Source organism: Gluconobacter sp. GP1 (assembly GCF_032913585.1).
In the GTDB taxonomy this organism is placed as follows: domain Bacteria; phylum Pseudomonadota; class Alphaproteobacteria; order Acetobacterales; family Acetobacteraceae; genus Gluconobacter; species Gluconobacter cerinus.
The window spans coordinates 991,718-1,013,139 of sequence record NZ_JASGXC010000001.1 but is presented as its reverse complement, the minus strand read 5'-3'; the positions used below and the strand labels follow the sequence as shown (position 1 = coordinate 1,013,139).

17 protein-coding genes and 2 pseudogenes are annotated in these 21,422 nt (G+C 53.9%); 11 read left to right on the top strand and 8 right to left on the bottom strand.

The annotated features are described in order from the left end of the window. Positions 1 to 194: 194 nt before the first annotated feature. Positions 195 to 1,094 (top strand): arginase family protein, encoded by a 900-nt coding sequence (locus R5H23_RS04445; protein WP_317214550.1) that lies wholly within the window; start codon positions 195 to 197, stop codon positions 1,092 to 1,094. A 139-nt stretch (positions 1,095 to 1,233) separates the two neighbouring features. After that, positions 1,234 to 2,076, top strand: coding sequence for an aminoglycoside phosphotransferase family protein (locus R5H23_RS04440; protein WP_317214549.1), 843 nt, complete (start codon positions 1,234 to 1,236; stop codon positions 2,074 to 2,076). A 75-nt stretch (positions 2,077 to 2,151) separates the two neighbouring features. Here R5H23_RS04440 and R5H23_RS04435 read toward each other — a convergent pair whose 3' ends face one another. Further along, positions 2,152 to 2,922: a hypothetical protein gene (locus R5H23_RS04435; RefSeq protein ID WP_317214548.1), complete on the bottom strand. Its 771-nt coding sequence runs from the start codon at positions 2,920 to 2,922 to the stop codon at positions 2,152 to 2,154. A gap of 479 nt (positions 2,923 to 3,401) precedes the next feature. Here R5H23_RS04435 and R5H23_RS04430 point away from each other — a divergent pair, with 479 nt between their 5' ends. From R5H23_RS04430 to R5H23_RS04420, 3 genes are all read left to right on the top strand, one after another. Then, positions 3,402 to 4,106: a hypothetical protein gene (locus R5H23_RS04430; protein ID WP_204368111.1), complete on the top strand. Its 705-nt coding sequence runs from the start codon at positions 3,402 to 3,404 to the stop codon at positions 4,104 to 4,106. Positions 4,107 to 4,749: 643 nt separating this feature from the next. Continuing rightward, positions 4,750 to 7,383, top strand: a complete 2,634-nt coding sequence (locus R5H23_RS04425; protein WP_317214547.1) for an AAA family ATPase — start codon at positions 4,750 to 4,752, stop codon at positions 7,381 to 7,383. Between the two features lie 70 nt (positions 7,384 to 7,453). Beyond that, complete coding sequence (locus R5H23_RS04420; RefSeq protein WP_317214546.1) at positions 7,454 to 8,752, top strand: 5-methylcytosine restriction system specificity protein McrC; 1,299 nt, start codon at positions 7,454 to 7,456, stop codon at positions 8,750 to 8,752. A gap of 241 nt (positions 8,753 to 8,993) precedes the next feature. Here R5H23_RS04420 and R5H23_RS04415 read toward each other — a convergent pair whose 3' ends face one another. Then, on the bottom strand, positions 8,994 to 9,941 hold the full coding sequence (locus tag R5H23_RS04415; RefSeq protein WP_317214545.1) for a GlxA family transcriptional regulator: 948 nt from the start codon (positions 9,939 to 9,941) through the stop codon (positions 8,994 to 8,996). Positions 9,942 to 10,022: 81 nt separating this feature from the next. Between R5H23_RS04415 and R5H23_RS04410 the strand changes: the two genes are divergently transcribed. After that, entirely contained in the window at positions 10,023 to 10,718 is a 696-nt protein-coding gene (locus R5H23_RS04410) for a DJ-1/PfpI family protein (protein ID WP_317214543.1), read from the top strand. Between the two features lie 14 nt (positions 10,719 to 10,732). Next, positions 10,733 to 11,196 (top strand): annotated as a pseudogene (locus R5H23_RS04405) (DUF1348 family protein). A 412-nt stretch (positions 11,197 to 11,608) separates the two neighbouring features. Here R5H23_RS04405 and R5H23_RS04400 read toward each other — a convergent pair. The 6 genes and pseudogenes from R5H23_RS04400 to R5H23_RS04375 all read right to left on the bottom strand — a co-directional run bounded on the left by R5H23_RS04400 (position 11,609) and on the right by R5H23_RS04375 (position 15,503). Beyond that, a complete protein-coding gene (locus R5H23_RS04400; protein WP_317214541.1) occupies positions 11,609 to 11,734 on the bottom strand; it encodes a hypothetical protein in 126 nt (41 codons plus the stop codon). A 49-nt stretch (positions 11,735 to 11,783) separates the two neighbouring features. Next, a complete protein-coding gene (locus R5H23_RS04395; protein ID WP_408874332.1) occupies positions 11,784 to 12,008 on the bottom strand; it encodes a hypothetical protein in 225 nt (74 codons plus the stop codon). A 136-nt stretch (positions 12,009 to 12,144) separates the two neighbouring features. Continuing rightward, positions 12,145 to 12,693 carry a cyclophilin-like fold protein gene (locus tag R5H23_RS04390; protein WP_317214540.1) on the bottom strand — a complete coding sequence of 183 codons (549 nt, stop codon included), beginning with the start codon at positions 12,691 to 12,693 and terminating at the stop codon, positions 12,145 to 12,147. Between the two features lie 121 nt (positions 12,694 to 12,814). Beyond that, entirely contained in the window at positions 12,815 to 13,543 is a 729-nt protein-coding gene (locus R5H23_RS04385) for an SDR family oxidoreductase (RefSeq protein WP_317214615.1), read from the bottom strand. 44 nt (positions 13,544 to 13,587) lie between these two features. Next, positions 13,588 to 14,584: pseudogene (locus R5H23_RS04380) on the bottom strand (IS3 family transposase). A gap of 97 nt (positions 14,585 to 14,681) precedes the next feature. After that, positions 14,682 to 15,503 (bottom strand): MurR/RpiR family transcriptional regulator, encoded by an 822-nt coding sequence (locus R5H23_RS04375; RefSeq protein WP_317214539.1) that lies wholly within the window; start codon positions 15,501 to 15,503, stop codon positions 14,682 to 14,684. 303 nt (positions 15,504 to 15,806) lie between these two features. Here R5H23_RS04375 and iolC point away from each other — a divergent pair, with 303 nt between their 5' ends. Genes iolC through iolB form a run of 4 tightly spaced genes read left to right on the top strand, consistent with a single transcriptional unit; the run spans position 15,807 to position 21,360 of the window. Continuing rightward, the gene (gene iolC, locus R5H23_RS04370) at positions 15,807 to 17,747 is read left to right on the top strand and encodes a bifunctional 5-dehydro-2-deoxygluconokinase/5-dehydro-2-deoxyphosphogluconate aldolase (protein ID WP_317214537.1); all 1,941 of its coding nucleotides are present in this window, start codon (positions 15,807 to 15,809) and stop codon (positions 17,745 to 17,747) included. A gap of 24 nt (positions 17,748 to 17,771) precedes the next feature. Then, on the top strand, positions 17,772 to 19,628 hold the full coding sequence (gene iolD, locus R5H23_RS04365; RefSeq protein ID WP_317214536.1) for a 3D-(3,5/4)-trihydroxycyclohexane-1,2-dione acylhydrolase (decyclizing): 1,857 nt from the start codon (positions 17,772 to 17,774) through the stop codon (positions 19,626 to 19,628). Between the two features lie 47 nt (positions 19,629 to 19,675). Further along, entirely contained in the window at positions 19,676 to 20,578 is a 903-nt protein-coding gene (gene iolE / locus R5H23_RS04360; RefSeq protein ID WP_317214535.1) for a myo-inosose-2 dehydratase, read from the top strand. Further along, a complete protein-coding gene (iolB, locus tag R5H23_RS04355; protein WP_317214533.1) occupies positions 20,560 to 21,360 on the top strand; it encodes a 5-deoxy-glucuronate isomerase in 801 nt (266 codons plus the stop codon). The genes iolE and iolB overlap by 19 nt, the downstream gene beginning before the upstream one ends. The last annotated feature ends 62 nt before the right edge of the window (positions 21,361 to 21,422 follow it).

The following is a 21,422-nucleotide window of genomic DNA, read 5'->3' as shown; positions in this document are numbered from 1 at the left end:
CCCCCCCCCTGTGCTGCCTGTCCGCTCAAGGAACGTGAAGCGGACAGGCAGCATACGCCTACAAAGTGGACAGTTAGCCCGATCTTTTTAGCTTCCCAAAAGCAGACCTTAATCTCCTATAGGCGTATTGAATTTTCTATACATAATAACCCTCGCATTCATTCAGTCTCATTGCGAAGCCATAAGAAAATTCCATGCAACTTGTTCTCGCCCCGACAAACCTTGGACTGAGTCCCCTCCATGACGGGCATGTCCCCGGAACATGGTGCGCACCTGAAGCCCTTATGGACGCCGGCCTCGGGAAGGCCGTGAACTACAGTCACCTCCATAGCCTTCCGCGACCGAATTATCGTCCTGAGGCTCAGGAGGGCACGCGCATTCGGAACGGGCACGTCCTTCGTACTTACGACCTCATCCTGGGAGAAACGGTTGAGCGTATCTGTAAGTCAGGGGAATTCGCGCTTGTCATTGGGGGAGACTGCTCCCTATTGCTTGGAGGACTGGTAGGCGCTCGACAGATTGGACCTGTTTTACTGGTCCATATCGACGGACACAGCGACTTCAGGCACCCGGGGAATTACGATCCAGCAGTCCTCAGCGGTGCGGCCGGTATGGATCTGGCGCTCACGACCGGACGAGGTGAACCGCTTCTGACTGTTTGGCCTGGCGTGTCCGGCCCGCTGGTTTCAGATGAAAATGTCATCCAGATTGGTGAGCGTGAGAGTCACGATCCCGACTTTGCCTGGCCCGATATCGCAGGCACGGCGATTGAGCAGGTTGATATCTTTGAAGCCCAGAAGATCGGTCCGTCAGTTTTATCTCAGCGCATTCATGATGTGCTTCTTCGAGCACCAGAGCAAAGCTTCTGGATCCATTTCGACGTCGATGTCATGAATCAGGCGATCATGCCTGCAGTGGATTGTCCGGGTTCTCCTGGCCTTTCACCCGAATATCTGGTCCAGATCCTCTCTCCCCTTGTATCCAGCGCGCGATGCCTGGGCATGACTCTGACTATTTACGATCCTGATCGGGATCCGACGGGGCGGTGTGGCACGACTATCATCGATATTCTTCGCGCGCTCCCGTTTCGATGAATATGTCTACACAGCAGTGCAATTCACCAGACCCTAGGTCTACAACACAGACATCAGTAGGCGCCCTCATGATAGTCAGTGTGCGTGGTTGAAGGGTTTCCCAATAGCGGACACTGAATGAGAGCTATAAGTTCATGGAATGCCCGGTACCAAGCACCATACGGATCTTTCTTCAGCGGCTACTAACTATATGTCACGATGGCATCTGCTGGATGATGGTACGCCTGTTCGGACGGTAAGCTCCTACTTGGTGCCGGTCACCCGCGATGGTTCTCCGGCTATGTTGAAAGTCACGTCCGACCTCGATGAACGTCGCGGCAATCATCTCATGGCGTGGTGGGATGGGCGGGGTGCTGCCGCAGTTCTAGAACATGATCGGGACGCTCTTCTTCTTGAAAGAGCGGTGAGCGGCCGTACTCTCGCCGATCTCGTTTACGCTGGTTTAGACGATGAAGCGACGCGAAACCTTTGTGAGACAGCAGGACTTCTGCACTCAGCTTCACTCCTGCAGCAAGAAAAAATGCGCTCTTTGAGAAGCTGGTTCGCTGAGTTACTCGAACCGCCCCCGAACAGCGCAGAATGGCTGAAGGACTGCGCCGGCCAAGCCCACAGGTTGTTAAGTGATCCACAGGAGCAGTTCGTCTTGCACGGAGACCTCCATCACGGCAACGTTCTTGATTTCGGGACGCGAGGCTGGCGTGCGATCGACCCGAAGGGCCTTTACGGGGAACGGGCCGCTGATTTTGCGGCCTTATTTCTGAACCCCGATCTTGCGGATTCACAACGGCCCTACGCTATTTCTCCACAAAGGTTTGGGCACAGGATCAGGATTGTCAGCTCACATGCAGGGATCGAGCCTGTCAGGCTCCTGCGATGGATTCATGCTTGGAGCGGCCTGTCGGCGGTCTGGTTTATCAAAGATGGGATTGCTCCAGAAACTCAGCGGGTAGTGGCGCATTTGGCGTCTGAGGCGCTCGGTTGAGAAGGGGCACAAGCGCCGCTTAAGCCTCATTCCGGAAACGAATTAACTGAGCCGCTAACATTCGGTAGGGATCACCTACTGTGAGCCAAATGAGAAATGGCTGGTATTTAAATAGGATTGGATTTCAAGGAGGACCTTTTTTCGCGCTGCTTGGTGCGCTTCACCTCGGCTTGAAGGGTGGCCAAGACGAAAGCATTGAATTTTTCCATACAGCTTAAAGGACCAAAGATATTTATTCGGAGTATGTTCAAACGTACGACCATCAAAGCAAACGGCATTTTCTCCTTTGGTAGGGAAGAACTCTCTTCGGACGATGTTTCCAGCGTCGCCGCAAGCGAAAACGATGACGTCCGGCTCCAACACTTCGATCTGAGCCTTTAATAGTTTTTCAGAGAGTTCTTTCAGAGCTGAATAATGCGGGGTCTTGGCTTCTGTCGGGATGCCGTTTTCCCAATCAAGCGCAAAAATATTGCTCCAGGCAACATTCCCTTTACCGGTAATTGCTGCCACGTTTCTTACGAAGTTAAAAAAGCGCATCCCGCGCTCTCCACGCCGTGCCATCATATTGTTGACGTGCTTTTCGTGCATTTTCATAAGCTTCTGGATGCAACAATGCAGCCCATCAGCGGGATTTATAGGATTGTCAGGCTTCCATCCACGCGTCTCACGCCCGACTACTAAAACACGTTTCCCTGGTGTCCACTCTCTTGGAACATCAGGCAGAAAAAGGTTTGAGAACCCTGTGTAATCTGATGTCGATCGAAGCTCGCTAAATACCAATAACGGATTTGTATCTTTCAAAATCTCGATATATTTCGATATTATTTTCTGTCTAAGGTCTAACATAATATTTTCTCGCAAATGAACCAAATTAAAGATCACCAATTAATACTAGGAGGATTTATTCGTTGTCAAAAGATCGATTCCAGATAATACGATTTCCTCAAAAATTTATCTTCTACTGCCACCTTCGTTCCTGAAGCAGACCGTCTATCCCCCTCAAAATAGCATATCTACTTGGTGATACATGAACGGACAGACGCTTTTCGCCTACATGGAAGACATACAAGCGTTGCAGGAACGCAGGCAAAGCAGACATGAGTGTTTTTCTAAGTTTTGGTATATTCAGCTTACCATCCCCCGCTGAAAGCGGGATTGCGCGTAGAAATTACGCCGGCGGGTATCAGGCGCCCTTGGCAAGACCATTTAATGTCATATTTGAGCCAAAACGATAAGCGGTGTCCGTGTTGGTCTTTATTATGGGCCTAGCAAGAAGCATCTCGATAAACTATGTTTCTTTGTGTTTCTTGAAGTGGAGATTAGACTTGAACGACGCGCCTTCCGGAGATCAGGGGTCTCTGCTTCTGACTGCTGTTCAAGCGGTTGCAATCAGTCCAGAAAAAGCCAAAAAAATTGTAGGCCAATACCAAAAGTCTGCACGCAAGACGAACCCAAAGGCGAGTGAAACGGAGATCGAAGAAATCATCTCCCATAAGATCGTCGACAAATATTCCAGGTATGCTTCGCTCAGCGGTGGCGTAGCCGCACTACCCGGTATTATCCCCGGCGTTGGGACGGTCGCAGCTATGGTTGGGGGCGGAATGGCAGACACAACAGCTTGCATGAAGATACAGATCGACATGACGATGCTGTTGGCGACAAATTTTGGTTACGACCTGAACGACCATGACGCTATGTACATGACTACGCTTATCGCTGTCAGCGGCGGATTAGAGAAAATGGGAGTAGGCATTGGGGTTCCGGTAGCATCAAAAGCTGGCGTTAAAATGCTTAAGCAATATCTAAAAGGTGCGACGCTTACTATTGTAAAGGAATTATTCAAGCGCTTTGGGCTTACCTTTACTCGCAAAGCACTTGAAAAGAGTATACCTTTCGGCGTGGGAGTAGTCGCTGGTTCGAGCCTCAACTATGCTCTTACACAATATGTCGGTCATCAAGCGATAAAGTGCTTCACCATTGAACGACAGATGGAAGAAGAGGATGATAATAACGGCAAAGCGAATAGCTAAAGATCTGTATTTATCATGACACGGTAAAGAGGATATTCTATGCTTCGGATGCCTCCGCATTAACGCTTAATTTTTCGACTGTACCGCCTATCTTCTCATCGAAGACGAAGAAGATAGGCGGCTTCCGCCCTCCTTACGGTCATTCCAAGTCTGTTAATTTCACCTGAAAGCAGACTTCGATGAAGGTGGCCGGTTTGTGCAAATAGGGAGATGATAACGTTGGAAATCGATGCGCAGTCATGCGGCGAAGCTAAAATTATCCGTCGGCAGTTGGATGCCTATAGTGCACGTAACATCGAAGCCTTCATAGCAAGCTGGGCACTAGATGCAGGAGCTTCTGCTGGGCCAGATACTTTGTTTACTTCGTGCGCGGAGGCCATCAGAATCCGACACGTGGAACGCTTTAAAGATCCAGATCTGTTTGCCAAATTGATCAGCAGGGTGGATGTGGGTGGACTAGCGAGAAACCGTGAAGTTATGACCCGCAGCCTCCCCGAAGGACGTGGTGCGCTGACTATCTTGCATCGCTTTGATTTATTGTGGTTGTGCGAGTATTCTAAACAGCCATTCGCTAGCAAGCACCCGGCACGTGACAAGGGAAAACCGGTTAGGCCCGGAGTTCCCAACACAAGGAGATGTGTCCATGCGCGAGGCTGAATTCCGTGCCGGCTTAGACAGGCGTCCTGGGCCGGGCGTGCCGTTGACCAAGGAGATCCCTAGTCTGACACGTGAGGCCGTGGAAACGGTCATGCGTGAATTTGATCAAAGCAGTGACGTGTTTATGCGCCAACACGGGTTTGCGGCGAATTTCGATTATGTTGTTTTCCGTCCGGGCGAACAGCAACGTTATCCGGCCAAAGCGGTCTTTTTAGTTGCCTATAGTTCAATTCCCGGGAATCCCAATCTGACTGTTAGAGACCAGCGCGATACGTTCCGGGACACTGAAGGCGGAGCAATTCATACCGAATTTCGTCGCTTGGGCTACGAGGTCGAAAACCGGCGATTTGGTAGCAAGGAAGTTCTCGCTGAGCGTATCCGCCAACACTTGATCGCGCACTATATCGCCCCTGCTCGCCAGCGCGGCGACCACCTTGTCACAATCCGGGCGGGAGATGTTCACAAGGAACTTGACCTGACCAACCAGATGCCCAACGTGTGTCAGACGATCGCAGGCAAGAAATTTCGTAACGCGGCGAACCTGGGTGAGCCTGAGATCCTTTCAGGCCCTGTCCGCGAGCGCGGCGGTAACATGGTTTACCGTTTCATTCTGCTCCCCAGTCAAGAACAGGGGGTATCGCCTGGTGACGAACAGATCCTTGCGCGGTTCGATGGTAATCCAGAATTTCGCGCCAGGCGCCCTGACTGGACCCGCGAACAGCGGGCTGCATTTTGCCGGATGGCGCGAGCCGTTCATGCGGTCGGGCTTGACTGGTACCAGACCGACATTCCGCAAACCCGGTTCGGACGAAAATCGTCTCAGCTTAGACAGGCCGAGGGTACGCTCGGTGCATTACTGTGCAGAATGACGGAACCATTCCTGCAGTTCACGCACCAGAGTAATTCGCTTGGTCTGGCGGGGGATTACCCCTTTGATGAGAATGGCGCTGAACGATTTGAACGAATTATTGTCGATGCTGAGCCAGTCATCCGAAGCTGGCAAGAAAATCGGCCGGAGCGTCAAGGTAAGTGGCCCGATGAATATAGCCAGCCTAACCAGGCAAGCCCCGGAAGCACAGACATGACCATGCCAACCAATCTGATACTTTACGGGCCGCCTGGCACCGGAAAAACCTATAACACGGCACTGGAAGCGGTGAAGCTGTGTGATGGCACCGCCAGCGATCCGGAAACCAAAGAAGGTCGCTCTGCTCTGATGGCGCGGTACAATGAACTGGTCGCCGACAAGAGGATTGCCTTTGTTACTTTTCACCAAAACTATGGCTACGAAGACTTTGTTGAGGGTCTTCGCCCTGTACCCATTGGGAACAACGACGGGGAATCTGTTGGATTCCATCTGCAACCAGAACCGGGTATTTTCCGACTGATCGCAGAACGTGCAGAAACAGGGAGCCTTGTTGTAGGCAGCGAGCCTTTGAATGTCGTTGATCGAGCGGTTTACAAAATGTCGCTGGGAGAGGTCGCTGATTCAGCTGATGATTTTGTTTTTACGGAATCTATCAAGAATAATTACTGCCTTTTCGGCTTTCGCGACATCGACTGGACCAACCCGCGTTTTTCGGATCGGGAAGAAATATTCTCAGAGGTGAAAAAGCAATTTCCCGATGAGGACGTCACCCCGAACAAGGGTATCGTGCAATCGCCCGATGTATTCCGCAATCAGCTGCAAATCGGCGATATTCTCATTATCTCCAAGGGCAATTATCGGTTCAGGGCCATTGGAATTGTCGAGGGCGAATACGAATATGCGCCTCGTCCCGATGGCCGGTACTGCCATCGTAGGAAAGTGCGATGGCTATGGCAGGACAAGGACGGTCTGGAGGTCAGCGAATTGTACCCTCCAAAGTTTATCCAAAAAACGCTTTACCGGCTTAAGGACGCGGAACTCAACCGGGCCCTGATTGCACGACTGATTTCAGAAAGCGGTGGCCAGGGCACGGAAGGCGATCCGTTACCGCACGTTCTCATTATCGACGAAATCAACCGTGCCAATGTGTCGAAGGTCTTTGGTGAACTCATCACGCTGCTGGAGCCTGACAAGCGGGCAGGTATGGAAAACGCGCTTTCGGTGTCTTTGCCCTATTCAAAACGGCAGTTTTCCGTTCCTGCCAACCTTCACCTCATCGGAACAATGAACACGGCAGACCGCTCTATCGCACTTCTGGATACGGCATTGCGGCGGCGTTTCAATTTTCGGGAAATGGCTCCTGAACCCAGCTTGCTGGCGGCCGCCAGTAAGCGGACAGGGATCAATCTTGCCCGCGTTTTGACTGCCATCAATGACCGCATTGAATATCTGCTCGACCGGGAACATCGCATCGGGCACGCCTTCTTCATTGGCTGTGAAACGGCTGAGCAGGTTCATGATACCATGCGCCACAAGGTCATCCCGTTGTTGCAGGAGTATTTCTTCGAGGACTGGAGCCGCATTCACGCGGTGCTTGGCGACGGTTTCATCGGCAGCCGAATGCTCAAATGCCCTCTTGGAGAAGGTGAGGATAAACCTAGCTGGTTCGTTCGGCCTGAGTTCAGTCTCGATGCTTATACGCGCAAACTTGGCTTTACCGCGACCGACCTTTTGCAAGAGGCAGAGGCATGAATGTCCATACGCTTATTTTCCACAAAGGGCTGACCAATCGCACTGATCGCGTTATCGCTCGTTCCCGTCCATGACGCATCTGACGATCCATGAATGGGGACGGACGAGCGTTTATAATGGCACCGGCTCCGCGCCGAAGGAGACCTTTACCCGCACTCAGGCCAATACTCTGCTGCGGGCGGCGCGATCACATGCGCTGGCCAACCAATTCGGGAGCAATATTCTTGTCGATCGTTACAACGAGATAAGAGCCCAGCAGGTTGTCGGCGTTATTGCCGCCCCAGGATGCAGTCTTGAAATTCTGCCTAAAATCGATGCCGCATCAGATGAGAGCGATGAAACACTCCGCCACCGGCTTGTTACTATGCTCGATGTGGCGCTCGGGCTCAAAATCGGAGACGGACAGGCTCTGGCCATGGCGCGCCAGAAGGAAACCCTTCTCGACATCCTGATTCGATTGTTTGCTGATCGCTTTTTGGCCGAGGCGCGTCGTGGCCTGCCCCGCGGTTATGTCGCACAAAAGGAAGATCTCGCAACGCTGCGCGGGCGGCTTGATGTCATTCGCCAGTTCACTCACCATGCAGTGCGTCCCGACCGCTTAGCGTGCCAGTTTGACATTCTGATACCAGATACGCCTCTTCTGCGTGTGATGAAAGCTTGCGTCGTGACGCTGCGCCGCTACGCTCGCGTATTGGAAACGCAGAGACGACTTGATGAGCTGCGTTTTCTTCTTATGGATGTCGGGGATATTCCAATTAATGCTTTGCCTTGGAGCCAAGTGCGCATCGACCGGACGAGCCGCCGTTGGGAAACACTCTACGTATTGGCAAAGCTGTTCCTGAAACGCGAATGGCAAGGGACCAACCACGACGCCAAGGCTGGTCAGGGAATCACTCTGTTATTCGCCATGAACGATCTGTTCGAAGCCTATATTGCCGCCTTGTCTCGCAAGGCACTGCAAGGTAGCGAGCTTACGGTTCATTTACAGGGTGGATTGCTCTATTGCCTGATGGAAGAAAGCGAGAATGGCCGGGCACGTTTCCAAACGTCACCTGACATCCTTATCAAGCACCATGGACAGACCCAGATCGTGATAGATACCAAATGGAAGCTGATTGGTCGAAATCCCGAAGATAAGAAACGCGGCGTTTCGCAATCCGACGTCTATCAGATGATGGCGTATGCCCGCCTCTATCAGTGCCGCGATCTGCTCTTGCTATACCCCCATCATGTTGGTCTTGGCTCCGATGCTTTGAATGCTAGCTATGCCATGATGGTGGGAGATGAGCGTTTGCGGATCGCAAGCGTCGATCTTTTGCACGGATCGGCTGCAGTTGCACAGCGACTAAGAGAGCTCATTTCTCGATGATAAATTACATTAGTAAGCAACAGCTAGACGAATGTTTTGATGATCTTGCCATGGTTTGGTACTGCAGCTTCGTTGGGAAGCGTTGGTTGCCCGAAAGTATCAAGGATTATTGAGGCGATCAAAGCGACGTGAAAGTTTTTTGCGCTGGACATATATGGACATGTCCGGTTTCTTGATCGCCTTACACAAAGCCGACCTGCCGCTTCCCCCCCCCCCGTAGCTGTCTCTAGACGGCGCAATGTTACGTGGCGCTGGCGTTCCGACGCATAGCCTGAGGGGGTTGGCCAAACGCCCGGAGGAAGGCCCGGCGCATGCGTTCGGGATCACGGAAGCCGGTCTCAATGGCGACTACCTCGATGGGGATGGCGGAATGCTCGACGCGTTCGCGGGCGGCCTCGAGCCGCAACCGTTCGACGGCTTTGGCCGAACTCATGCCGACCGAAAGCCGGAAAGTCCTCGTAAAATTGCGCGGGCTCATTGCCATTCGGTCGGCCAGCGTTTCGATGGTCAACCGGCTGTGGAGATGGGAACGCATCCACCCGAGCAACTCGGCGAAGCGTCCATCACCTCCGCCCATCTCCAGCAGCGCCGAGAACTGTGACTGTCCACCTGGCCGTCGATGGAACACCACCATCTGCTGCGCCACGCGTCGCGACAGCGCGTCCCCGAGATCTTCGCCGATCAGGGCCAAAGCCAGATCAATGCCCGCGCTGATCCCTGCCGAGGTCCAGACTGCCCCATCCTGAATATGGATGGCATCGGGGGAGACCCGCACATCAGGAAACAGGCGGGATAATTCTTCGGCCCGCTGCCAGTGGGTTGTGGCGCGCCTTCCGTCGAGCAGACCGGTCGCTGCCAGCAGGAAGGCTCCGGAACAGACACTGCACAGCCGGCGCGTATCTTCCATCCGGGAACGAAGAAACGCTAACAGATCCGGGCACTGCATGGCGTTGCGGCTTCCATTGCCGCCAACCACGATCAGTGTGTCGAGTGCGCCCGTGTCCCGTATCGTTGCCGTATCCAGCGACACGCCAGAGGAAGACCTGACAGAACCGCCGCCTCGCGACAGGAGCGTCAGTGCATAGGCGTCACCCGCCATGCGCGCGGCAATTTCGAATGCCGCAATGGGACCGGCTGCGTCGAGCAGCTGGAAATCAGGATAGAGCAGAATGCCGATGTATCGTACCATGGCTCGAAATGAGGGATCATTGTCCTTTCGTCAAGCAAGCTTCTGGAGAACAAGTGATCACCGTGCATCAAGGAGTCTCCCATGAGCCAGCCGCCGTTCCGTATTCTCTTTGCCGTTTATCCTGGCATGACCCAGCTGGATTTTACGGGCCCACACCAGTTTCTCTCCCGGATGCAAGGCAGCAGGACCATCGTCGCCAGTTCCATCGGAGGCGCGGTGGCCAGCGAAGGTCTGGTCTTCGCCGACACGTGTCGGCTGAGTGACGTGTCCGGGTGCGATCTGCTGTGTGTGCCGGGTGGTCTCAATGCGCTTGATGTGGCGCTGGATAACACGTTCATCGGAGAAATCCGACGGCTCGGCGGTGGAGCGCGGTATGTCACATCGGTCTGCACCGGCTCCCTCATTCTTGGAGCAGCAGGTCTGCTGCACGGCAAGCGGGCGGCCTGCCACTGGGCGTGGCGTCATCTGCTGCCGCTGTTTGGTGCGATCCCGGACGAAGGCCGCGTGGTGCGGGACGGGGGCGTGTTCACCGGCGGCGGTGTAACGGCGGGTATTGATTTTGCGTTGACCGTGCTGGCCGAGATCGCGGGTGAGAAGGTGGCGCAGACGCTCCAGCTCGGTCTCGAATATGCCCCCGAACCCCCATTCATCGCTGGGAGGCCGGAGACTGCGCCGCCAAATATTCTGGCGGGTTACCGCAATCAGATCGCGCCACTTCTGGCTCCACGCGAGGCACAGGCGCGGGAAGCCGCTGCCCGTCTTTCCTCAATCTGCTGAACCGGAGTCTTGCCGTGACCCGCCCGCCATTGCCGCCCTTCGACGCCGAGACCGCCGCGATCAAGAAACGTCTGGCCGAAGATGCCTGGAACACTCGTGACCCGGAGAAGGTCGCGCTTGCGTATACCCCCGGCAGCGAGTGGCGCAATCGGGAGACATTCGTGCGGGGGAGGGAAGAGATTGTCGCTTTTCTGGTCCGCAAATGGGTTGTGAGCACGAGTATCGGCTGCTCAAGGAGGTCTGAGCATTCCGGGAGAACAGGATCGCAGTGCGTTTTGCCTATGAGTGGCATGACGGGGAGGAGCAGTGGTTCCGCTCTTACGGCAATGAGAACTGGGAGTTCGACGAAAACGGCCTGATGCGACGACGCATTGCCTCAATCAACGATTGGCCGATCGATGCTGGTGCCCGGCTTTTTTATTGGCCGCAGGGGAGGCGACCGGACGATCATCCGGGCCTTTCGGAACTACGGTTGTGAAGGGTCATATTGCAGTCGACCAAAAAAGCTTTCTATTTTTCAGTCGTTTAGCTATGCTGCCAGACGTTCAACGAACCCGCTCACAAGGCGCAGGCTACATTGGTTGCAGGCCCCCGCAACCATACCGAACATACTGATATCTAACAAAAAATGCCGCCCCCAGAGGCGGCTTTTTTGCGTCCGGAATTCCACCGCAGGAAACACATAGGAAACAGACGAAAAGGTAATCCGGCGCATTTTTCTCGGAGCTCACAAGTGTGTGATGGAGGCGCGAAGCCACTTAAGGTGATGAGCACTCTCGGTCCTGTTTCTCTCGATTAGGAGAAGGTCTCGCTTTGTCGATGGTCCTGTAGAGGCTGGACCTCGTTGTAGTCGACACGCCAAGCCTCCATTTTTTCCTCGGCTGAAGAAGTCAGCACGCCCCCATTCTGATACCTCCATAGATGCGTCCTGTCGCAAGCCGGTCATGACCAAAATCCACTGCCCAGCTATCATTGGTGTGCGCCGCATGACGACGTTCCTTGCGCAGGCGCGCCATGTCGATATCTTCTTAAGCTTGTCCACGAGTTCGCGCTTGCGAGCAGGTCTCAGATTTTTTGAAGGATCACGTCCTGCTGTATTTCCCGATTCAACGATATATCCTCCACCAACTTGCGCAACGTGACATTTTCATCCTCAAGCAGCTTCAGTTGCCGCATCTCCATCAGCAGTAGGCCGTCATATTTCTTCTTCCAGTTGAAAATATAATGCCTGGTTGATCTTAGCCTTTCGACAAAGCTCCGCAATGGGGATGCCGTCGTCCCTTGGTTCAGAATGACCGCCTTCTGTGCATCTGAAAATTTCGATGCCTTCGTCGCTTTTCGTTTCTCCCATCCTGAGAAACGGCACTCGAAAAACTCTACCCAAAAACGATCCAGTTTGCCTGAACCAGATTGGCGCCCGATCCGGTCAGGGCTGAAATTGATTAATTAGCGACATGGTAATCGTCACTCGCCCAAAAGAGTTTAAGGCTTCTAGGCCAGATATGATTTTTCCAATTTTGATGACCCCTGATGCGTTAGGCCCTTCGTCGCGATAGAAAGCAATATTATCCCAAGGGGCATAGCAGGCGATGTCACCAATCGTTCCCATGTCGCTTTTCGGCGCACCTTTTTCAGATAGACGGTTAGGCAATGCATCGCTGACTTTCTCTGCGGTGCTCAGGTCTCGCAAGGTCATTGTTATCGGAAGCAGCGCGGCAAAGCTGTGTGCAGTTGGCGAGTTGTTAAGAGTCGCCAGCATTTTTGTGTTGCCAATCTGAATCTGGAGTTTGACATTCTTGGTATTTATCCATGTGGTTTCCCCTGAATGTTCACTGGTCTTTGTGGATGGTGCGGCTTGAGCCGTTGACAATGCAAGGTTAGTGGCAGCTAAAAAAATAGAGAAAGTAATCCGGTATGATATTCCGAAATTAAATCGTATTATATAGGATTTTACTTCGGTTTTATTCGGAAGCATGCCAGTGCCCTCCAATAATATGATTTTTTTATCTGCGGGGAAGATAAAGAAGTAAAAAAAATGACTTATACAGAGTGTTTTTTGACGTGCTGTGGAAATTCTCTTTCCACAGCACTGTTACTTATGCGGTCTGACCGCAATCCACCACGAACGTTACGCCGACCGTGAAGGCAGCGAGATCCGAACACAACCACAGTACGGTTCCGGCAATTTCTTCCGGTTTGCCCAGTCGACCCACAGGTTCCTGTCCGATAGCCGCCTGACGTCCCTCCTCGGTTCCTCCAGTGAAAAGGGTCATCATCGGGGTTTCTATGATGGCAGCAGCCACGACGTTAACGCGAATATTTGAAGATGCGTAGTCAAGAGCGGCGGCTTTACTGAGACCAATAACTCCAAATTTGGATGCACAGTAGGCCCCGTTTCCTGGGGAGCCCTTCACGCCAGCGCCCGATGCCGTGCTGACAATAGCACCACCGCCAACTTTCAACATTTCCAGTATCTGATGCTTCAGACTGAAGAAAACGCTATTCAGGTTGGTTGAGATAGCATTTTCCCTCATCTCCGACGGAAGGTCGGCAGTTGCGAGTGCCTTGTGTCCAATGCCCGCATTGTTGAATGCAAAATCAAGGCGTCCAAATTCCGCAACGGTTTTTGCAACAGCACTTTTGATTTCATTCTCCTTTGAGACGTCGGCAATAATGGAGATTGCTCTACCACCAGCTTCTGTAATGAGGCGTAATGTCTCCTGAGTATTTCCTTCCGAGCGGCCAACTACTGCGACGCTTGCACCTGCATTAGCAACGGCGACAGCGGTCGTACGCCCGATACCCGTGCCCGCACCAGTGACAATGGCGAATTGGACTTACTACGGTTATGTGCCGATATGTGATTTTGTTAGGCGGCTTTAGCCTCGAAAGCGATAGGGCTGATGTTGCCCAGATATGAATGGCGCCGTCGCGGGTTGTAGAAGCCGTTGACGTACTGGAAGATGGCGGCGGTTGCCTGCTGCCGAGTAGGCCATGTCTGTCGCCAGAGTATTTCGGCCTTCAGGCTCTTGAAGAAGGTCTCTACGGCTGCATTGTCGAAGCAGTTTCCCCTGCCGGATATGGATGGCATCATCCTGTATTCCGTCAGTTTCTTCTGGAAATCGTGTGAGCAATATTGGCTGCCACGATCAGAGTGGAAAATACAGCCAGGCGATGGATCGCGCGGTCGCACCGCCATATCGAGCGCCCGGATAGCGAGATCCTTTTTCATCCGGTCGCTTGCCGCCCAGCCGATGACGCGTCGACTGAACAGGTCGATGACCACGGCAAGGTAGAGCCATCCTTCGGTGGTCCAGATAGAGCTGATATCGCCTGCCCATTTCCGTTTGACGGCTTCGGCCAGGAAATCGCCGTCCAGAACATTGGCTGCAACACCAAGGGAATGACGGCTGTCAGTTGTGACCCTGTGGCGACGGGTGCGCACTGGGCGGACCCCGTTGAGTTTCATCAGCGGCCCCACACGACGTTCGCCGACATCGAGGCCGCCTCCTTGAGTTCCATGGTCATCCGAGGACGACCGTAGGTGGAGTTGCTCAGGACAAAACGCTCACGGATGAAGACGAACCTCATGTCTTTTGGCTCGCGAAGAACTGTGTGGCTTTTTTTAAGATTTCCCTCTCTTCCCGCAGAACGCGGTTCTCCAGGCGTAGGCGCTCGTTCTCCCGGGCCAGATCGGCCTGCGGTGCAGGCACTGACAGATCAGCGGTCCGATACTGCGAAACCTAGTGTCCCAATGTCGATTTTCCAATCCCCAGATCCGCCGCCACGCGGGTCCGTGACAAACCGCTGCTCAAGGCAATCCTTACCGCCTCACGGCGAAATTCTTCTGTGTGCGTCACTGCCATGGTCTCGCATGTCCCACGAGCCGCCTAACAAAATCACATATCGGCACATAACCGTAGTAAGTCCAGATAACCCATGGTCCAAAACTAAACCCCACCCTTATATAAGGTTTTGGGATCGATAATTTCCTATTGCGGTTGCTAATGTCATAACCATAACGACAGAAGCTGCATTGGAGCGAAAGCCGTGAAAGTCAGCTTCGGCGACTTGTAGCCACATCCCGGATTTTGGGATCACTGGGCTGTTTTTGTTATCGGTCAGGGAAACAATAGGGACGCCGCGTTCTTCCAGTTTCTGGAACAGTTCGACGGTTTTTGGGGCGTAGGAAGCGTAACTGATGATGAGGGCGGCATCAGTCGGGTTTGCGGTGAGAAGGGCTTCTTCTTCCATGCCGCTTTCCATTCCGATGATCTGATGGGGGATAGCCATTTTTGCCAGTAGATAGGCGAAGTAACGCGCTACGGGCATGGAGCGGCGTAATCCAAGAATGTGAATGCTGCGTCCGTTTGCTAGGATGTCGACAGCTTGGTCCAGCAAGAGAGGGTTTGTCTTTTCCTGAAGGCTGTTCAGGGATGTGATGGCAGCTCGATGAAAGCCTGTGAGCAGGTTGATTGTAGAATGCGCAGCATCGTCCGGGTTCTTTAATGTCTGCAGACGCTCGGGGTACGATGACGCCAGACCGCGGAGCCGTTCTCTGAAGATGGCCTGAAAATCAGAATATCCCTGGAAGCCGAACGTTCGTGCGAAGCGAACGACCGTCGATGGTTGAACATTGGCATGAAGCGCAAGAATACTGACCGTCCAGTGTGCGACGTCGTCAGGATTGCTGGAGACCAGATCGGCGAGTTGCTTCAGGCGTGGGGGGAGGGATGCGTATCGCTCTCCAAGCTCTGCTGAGAAAATTTGATACCGATCAGTCATGGTCGTTCAGCTGCGCCTTTCCTGTCATCATCATGCGCAATGTCTTGATGATGATCGCATTTTTTGGCGGTGCTTGGAAGAAAGCTTGTAAAATGCCCTTACTTCAAATGGAAAATATATTCCATTTAACCCTCCTGATCGAACCGTCGGTGTGTTTTCAGTTGAGAGTCACGAGATATGTAACGTAAAAAAAGGGAATATCTCATTTAAAAGTGATATAAATAACGAAGAATCGGATTGCAGGCGCGTTGAAGGTGTGGAAAGAGAATAAAAATTCCATTTCTCAGGGAATGTTCAGACACGATGAAGGTGTATCCTGCGATGTCTCCAGATCTTGATGTTATCACCATTGGCCGTGCTTCCGTGGATCTTTACGGGCAGCAGATTGGCAGCCGGCTTGAAGATATGGCCAGCTTCAGTAAGGCGGTCGGCGGCTGTCCGGCTAATATTGCGATTGGAACGGCCCGTCTTGGGCTGAAGTCCGGCATCATTACCCGTGTCGGGCATGAGCATTTCGGGCGTTTCATCCGGGAGCAGATGTTCCGCGAGGGCGTTGCGATTGACGGTATTCGTACGGATCCGGACCGCTTCACGGCTCTGGCGATCCTAGGTGTTAGAAACCGTGATAGTTTCCCACTGCTGTTTTATCGGACGGACTGCGCCGATGCCGCATTGAATGAAAACGACATTGATCCAGCGTTTATTCAGCGTGCAAAGGCAATTGTCGTAACCGGAACGCATTTCGCACGACCGGAAGCTGCCGCCGCACAGCGCAAGGCGATGAAATTAATCCGGGAGGCGGGCGGCCGCATTGCTTTTGATGTGGATTATCGGCCCAACCTTTGGGGACTGGCTGGGATCGGAGACGGCGAGGCGCGTTACGTTCGTTCTGAGAATGTGACAGCGCATCTCCAGGATATTCTCCCGGATTGTGATCTGATCGTTGGTACGGAAGAAGAGCTGCATATTGCAGGTGGCAGTGAAGATACGCTGGAAGCCATCCGGAATATTCGAGCTGTTTCCGACGGTACGATTGTCTGCAAGCGCGGGCCGATGGGATGTGTCGTTTTTGACGGCGTCATCCCTGACAGCCTTGAAAAAGGAATTAGTGGTCCAGGCTTCCCCATAGAAGTTTACAATACACTTGGAGCCGGGGACGCATTTATGTCCGGCTTCCTGCGTGGCTGGCTTAAGGATGAGGCACTGTCTGAGTGCTGCCGGTATGCGAATGCGTGTGGTGCATTCGCCGTTTCCCGCCTTCTATGCTCGTCTGAGATCCCGACCTGGAAAGAACTGCAATATTTTCTGTCTCACGGATCGACGTCCAAGGTGCTGAGATATGATGACGCTCTAAATCATCTGCACTGGGTTACGACGCGACGGGAACAGGCTTTTCCAATTATGGCACTTGCCTGTGATCACAGGCTGCAACTGGAAGACATGGCCCTGGCAACAGGGGCGCCCTTCAGCAAGATCTCCCATTTTAAAATTCTCGCTATTGAAGCTGCCGCGCGCGTCGCGAAAGGGCGAGATGGTTTTGGGGTTTTCATGGACGGCCGATACGGACAGGACGCTCTGTTCCGCGCCGCCGAGGAAGGTCTGTGGACGGCTCGCCCTGTCGAGAAAACTGGGTCACGTCCGCTGGATTTTGAAGGGCAGGGGAGCTTGGGAACCTCGCTTATCGAATGGCCGAAAGATCAGGTTATCAAATGCCTGTGCTTCTATCATCCGGACGATAGCGACGATCTGAAACTGCGGCAGGAACGTGAACTTCGTCGGGTGTACGAGGCATGTCGGCTGCAAGGACGGGAACTGTTGCTGGAAATCATTGCCGGGAAGCATGGTGAACTCAAGGTCGATACCGTTTCTCGCGCACTTGAGCGGCTCTATGACATCGGCATTCAGCCGGATTGGTGGAAGCTTGAATCTCAGCCGTCGGAAGCCGCGTGGAAAAATATTGGCGATGTCATTGAAAAGCGTGACCCGTTCTGCCGGGGTATTCTGCTCCTTGGACTGGATGCACCTGTAGCGGATCTGGAAGAGGCATTCCGTAAAACCACCGCAACACCCTGGGTCAAAGGCTTCGCGATCGGGCGTACCATTTTCGGCGATCCGGCGCGTGCATGGCTTGCGGGCAAGCTGTCGGACAGCGAGGCCAGAGACGAGCTGGTGCGTCGTTTCGAGCATTTTGTGGTGGCCTGGCAGAGCAGGGGACGTCCTCTGCCTCACCAGAGTGCGGCCTGAGCGAATGCCCGGAAGGATATCACAATGAAAACGATACGCCTGACGATGGCTCAGGCTCTGGTGCGCGCCATGATCGCTCAGAAGACCGAAATAGACGGCCGGATAGAGCCATTTTTTGCGGGCGTCTGGGCAATTTTTGGGCATGGCAATGTTGCGGGTCTTGGAGAGGCGCTCCATGCGTCCCGTGATGAACTGGTCACCTGGCGTGCTCATAATGAGCAGGGCATGACGCATATTGCGACGGCTTTTGCCAAGGCATCCCGTCGTCGTCGTGCCATGGCCTGTACAAGTTCGATCGGTCCCGGTGCGTTGAACATGGTGACTGGCGCGGCCGTAGCGCACGTCAACCGGCTGCCTTTGCTGCTTCTGCCGGGGGACATATTCGCCAATCGTATTCCTGATCCTGTGCTTCAGCAGATCGAGGATTTTGGAGATGGCACCGTTAGCGCGAATGATGCGTTCCGGTCTGTGTCGCGGTACTTTGACCGCATCACGCGACCGGAGCAGATCATTCCGGCGTTCAATCGCGCCATGACGGTTCTGACTGATCCGGCGGAGTGTGGGCCGGTCACGCTGTCTCTATGCCAGGATGTTCAGGCGGAAGCGTTTGATTATCCGGAAAGCTTCTTTGCGGACCGTATTCACCGTATCCGCCGGGCTGAACCCGACGAACGTGAACTGGTGGACGCTGCGGCGCTGATCCGTACGTCCAGCAAGCCATTGGTTATCGCAGGGGGTGGTGTTCTCTATTCTGGTGCAGAGCGGGCGTTAGCGGAGTTCTGTAACCGCCACGGCGTGCCGTCGGGTGAAACGCAGGCCGGGAAATCATCGCTGCTGCCGGACCATCCCTTGAATATGGGTGGCCTCGGAGTGGCTGGGACTTCAGCGGCCAATGAACTTGCGGAAGAGGCGGATCTCATTATCGCCGTGGGAACCCGCCTTCAGGATTTCACCACGGGTTCCTGGGGGATTTTCCATAATCCGTCCGTGAAGATTGTCACTCTCAACGTACAGGTTGCAGACGCGACAAAGCATCTCGCAACTCCGCTTGTGGCGGATGCACGCGTGGGGCTGAGAGCACTGGAAAGCCACCTTTCTGGCTGGAAAGCTGACCCAGACTGGACGCAGAAAGCCAAAAACGGTTTGGAGGCGTGGTCGGAAAGTTCTCTGCGCTATCAGGCTGAGCCGTCTGTTTCGCAGGAAACCCTGCCGAGCGATGCGCAGGTGGTTGGGGCTGTTCAGCGTGTGGCTCAGGCGAGTGATGTTGTTGTTTGTGCTGCCGGAGGGCTGCCGGCGGAACTTCAGAAACACTGGCGCCCTGGGATGCCGGGTGGATATCACATGGAATACGGTTTTTCCTGCATGGGATATGAGCTGGCAGGCGCATTGGGCGTCAAAATGGCAGATCCCAGCAGGGATGTGATCGTCATGCTTGGGGATGGCTCGTACCTCATGCTGAATTCTGAAATCGCGACATCCGTGATGCTGGGTCAGAAGCTGACAGTCGTCCTCCTGAATAACCGGGGCTATGGCTGCATCAATCGGCTGCAGCAGGCGCTTGGTGGTGCGCCGTTCAATAACCTGCTGGAAAACTGCACGCAGGTGGTGACGCCGGAAATTGATTTTATTCAACTGGCGCAAGGTCTGGGTGCCCGGGCGGAAAAGGTTTCGGGAACTGCGGAGCTTTCGGCGGCCGTCCAGCGGGCCAGAACGGCAGATCGTACGACGGTGATCGTTATCGATACTGATCCGAAAGCGATCACGGATGATGGTGGCACATGGTGGGATGTCGCGGTTCCGGAAGTGTCATCGCGCGAAGCGGTCCGGGAAGCTCGCACGACCTACGAGCGGTTGCGGGCTGGTCAGCGCATCGGGAATTGAAACTGAACACAGGAAGTGAGGCCTTCAGGGAAGGCCGGGAGTCTTCAATGGCTATTAGAATTGGTGCCAATCCCATCATCTGGAGCAACGACGATATGCCGTCTCTGGGGGGGGATATTTCTCTGGAAACCTGTCTGTCCGAAGCACGGGAGGCAGGGATTGAAGGCATGGAACTGGGGAACAAGTTTCCAACAACGGCCTCTGAGCTGGAATCTGTGCTTGCGTCATATGGACTGGAACTGATTTCCGGCTGGTATTCGACGGAGCTTCTGGTTCGAAGTGCGGAAGAAGAGATCGAGCGAATGCAGCCGCATCTGCAGCTCCTCAAAGCTCTGGGAGCCCCGGTCTTCATCGCTGCGGAAACATCGAATGCCATTCATTCAGATGTCAGTATTCCGCTTTCCCGACGCCCTGTTCTGGCAGAAAAGGAGTGGCCGGAATTTGCACGTCGCATGACGCTGATGGCTGATGCCGTGGCCGCCGCAGGGCTGGACTTCGTGTACCATCATCACATGGGTACCGTTGTTCAGTCTCGCCAGGACATTGATGCCCTCATGACGCTGACCGGGCCTTCCGTGAAGCTGCTGCTTGATACGGGTCATGCTTTTTGGGGTGGTTCGGATCCGGCAGAACTGGCGAAGGTCTATCGTGATCGTATTCGCCATGTGCATGTGAAGGATCTGCGGCCCGCCAATCGGGCGATGGCGGATGCGGAAGACTGGAGCTTCCTGCAGGCGATCATGGGAGATGTCTTTACTGTCCCGGGTGATGGCTGCATCGACTACGGCAAGGTGTTTGCGGAGATTCCAGACTATTCCGGTTGGGTTGTTCTTGAGGCGGAACAGTATTCAAAAGAAGTCAGTCCGCTGACCTATGCCCGGATGGGACGGAACTATCTGATCAATATTCTCTCACAGACGGGGCATCTGTCATGTCTTCGCGCCTCCTGATTCACGCTCACCCACGCGATGAAAATCGTCGGATTATCAATCTGACGCCAGAACAGGCTGGGTGGGATTACATCGGCTTTGAAGTGATGTCACTCAAGGCCGGTGAAACGGTTTCGGAAGCCACGGACCGGACAGAGGTCTGCCTCGTTCTGGTGAGTGGTCGTGCCCGTATCGAAGGTGCGGAGCAGGATTTTGGGGTGCTGGGAGAGCGGATGAGTCCATTCGATGGGCTGCCGTGGTCAGTCTACCTTCCTCCCGGAACGGTGTGGCGTGCTGAAGCCGAGACGGATGTGGAGCTTGCAGTGTGCCGTTCTCCTGCGTCCGGAAAATATCCGGCACGACTGATCCCTCCGGAGGAGGCGGGCGAGATTGCACGGGGCACAGGAACAAACGAGCGGCTGATCCGGAATATCCTTCCGGATACGGCACCGGCGGAAACGCTGCTCGTTGTCGAAGTCATTACCCCTGGCGGTCACTGGTCAAGCTATCCGCCACATAAGCATGATACCGATGATTTTCCCAATGAGACCTATCTCGAGGAAACATATTATCATCGCTTGAAACGGGGCAGCGGTTTTGCTCTGCAGCGCGTCTATACGAAAGACGGTTCTCTCGATGAGACCATGGCTGTTTCCGATCGGGATACCGTTATGGTTCCGAAAGGATATCACCCGGTCGGTGCGCCGCATGGGTTCGACCTTTATTATCTCAATGTGATGGCCGGCCCGCGTCGGGCATGGAAATTCTCCATGGATCCCAATCAGGCGCATCTTTCATATTGAGCGCTAAAGAAAGCCTGCACGACAGGGTTCTTCAACAGGAAACGACAAGGCCAACCAATCAC

Bases quoted from the DNA above. Each gene is read 5' to 3' on its own strand.
- R5H23_RS04445 (WP_317214550.1), top strand. From the start codon at position 195: ATGCAACTTGTTCTCGCCCCGACAAACCTTGGACTGAGTCCCCTCCAT.
- R5H23_RS04440 (WP_317214549.1), top strand. From the start codon at position 1,234: ATGCCCGGTACCAAGCACCATACGGATCTTTCTTCAGCGGCTACTAAC.
- R5H23_RS04435 (WP_317214548.1), bottom strand. From the start codon at position 2,922: ATGTTAGACCTTAGACAGAAAATAATATCGAAATATATCGAGATTTTG.
- R5H23_RS04425 (WP_317214547.1), top strand. From the start codon at position 4,750: ATGCGCGAGGCTGAATTCCGTGCCGGCTTAGACAGGCGTCCTGGGCCG.
- R5H23_RS04420 (WP_317214546.1), top strand. From the start codon at position 7,454: ATGACGCATCTGACGATCCATGAATGGGGACGGACGAGCGTTTATAAT.
- R5H23_RS04415 (WP_317214545.1), bottom strand. From the start codon at position 9,941: ATGGTACGATACATCGGCATTCTGCTCTATCCTGATTTCCAGCTGCTC.
- R5H23_RS04410 (WP_317214543.1), top strand. From the start codon at position 10,023: ATGAGCCAGCCGCCGTTCCGTATTCTCTTTGCCGTTTATCCTGGCATG.
- R5H23_RS04400 (WP_317214541.1), bottom strand. From the start codon at position 11,734: ATGGCGCGCCTGCGCAAGGAACGTCGTCATGCGGCGCACACCAATGAT.
- R5H23_RS04390 (WP_317214540.1), bottom strand. From the start codon at position 12,693: ATGCTTCCGAATAAAACCGAAGTAAAATCCTATATAATACGATTTAAT.
- R5H23_RS04375 (WP_317214539.1), bottom strand. From the start codon at position 15,503: ATGACTGATCGGTATCAAATTTTCTCAGCAGAGCTTGGAGAGCGATAC.
- iolC (WP_317214537.1), top strand. From the start codon at position 15,807: ATGAAGGTGTATCCTGCGATGTCTCCAGATCTTGATGTTATCACCATT.
- iolD (WP_317214536.1), top strand. From the start codon at position 17,772: ATGAAAACGATACGCCTGACGATGGCTCAGGCTCTGGTGCGCGCCATG.
- iolE (WP_317214535.1), top strand. From the start codon at position 19,676: ATGGCTATTAGAATTGGTGCCAATCCCATCATCTGGAGCAACGACGAT.
- iolB (WP_317214533.1), top strand. From the start codon at position 20,560: ATGTCTTCGCGCCTCCTGATTCACGCTCACCCACGCGATGAAAATCGT.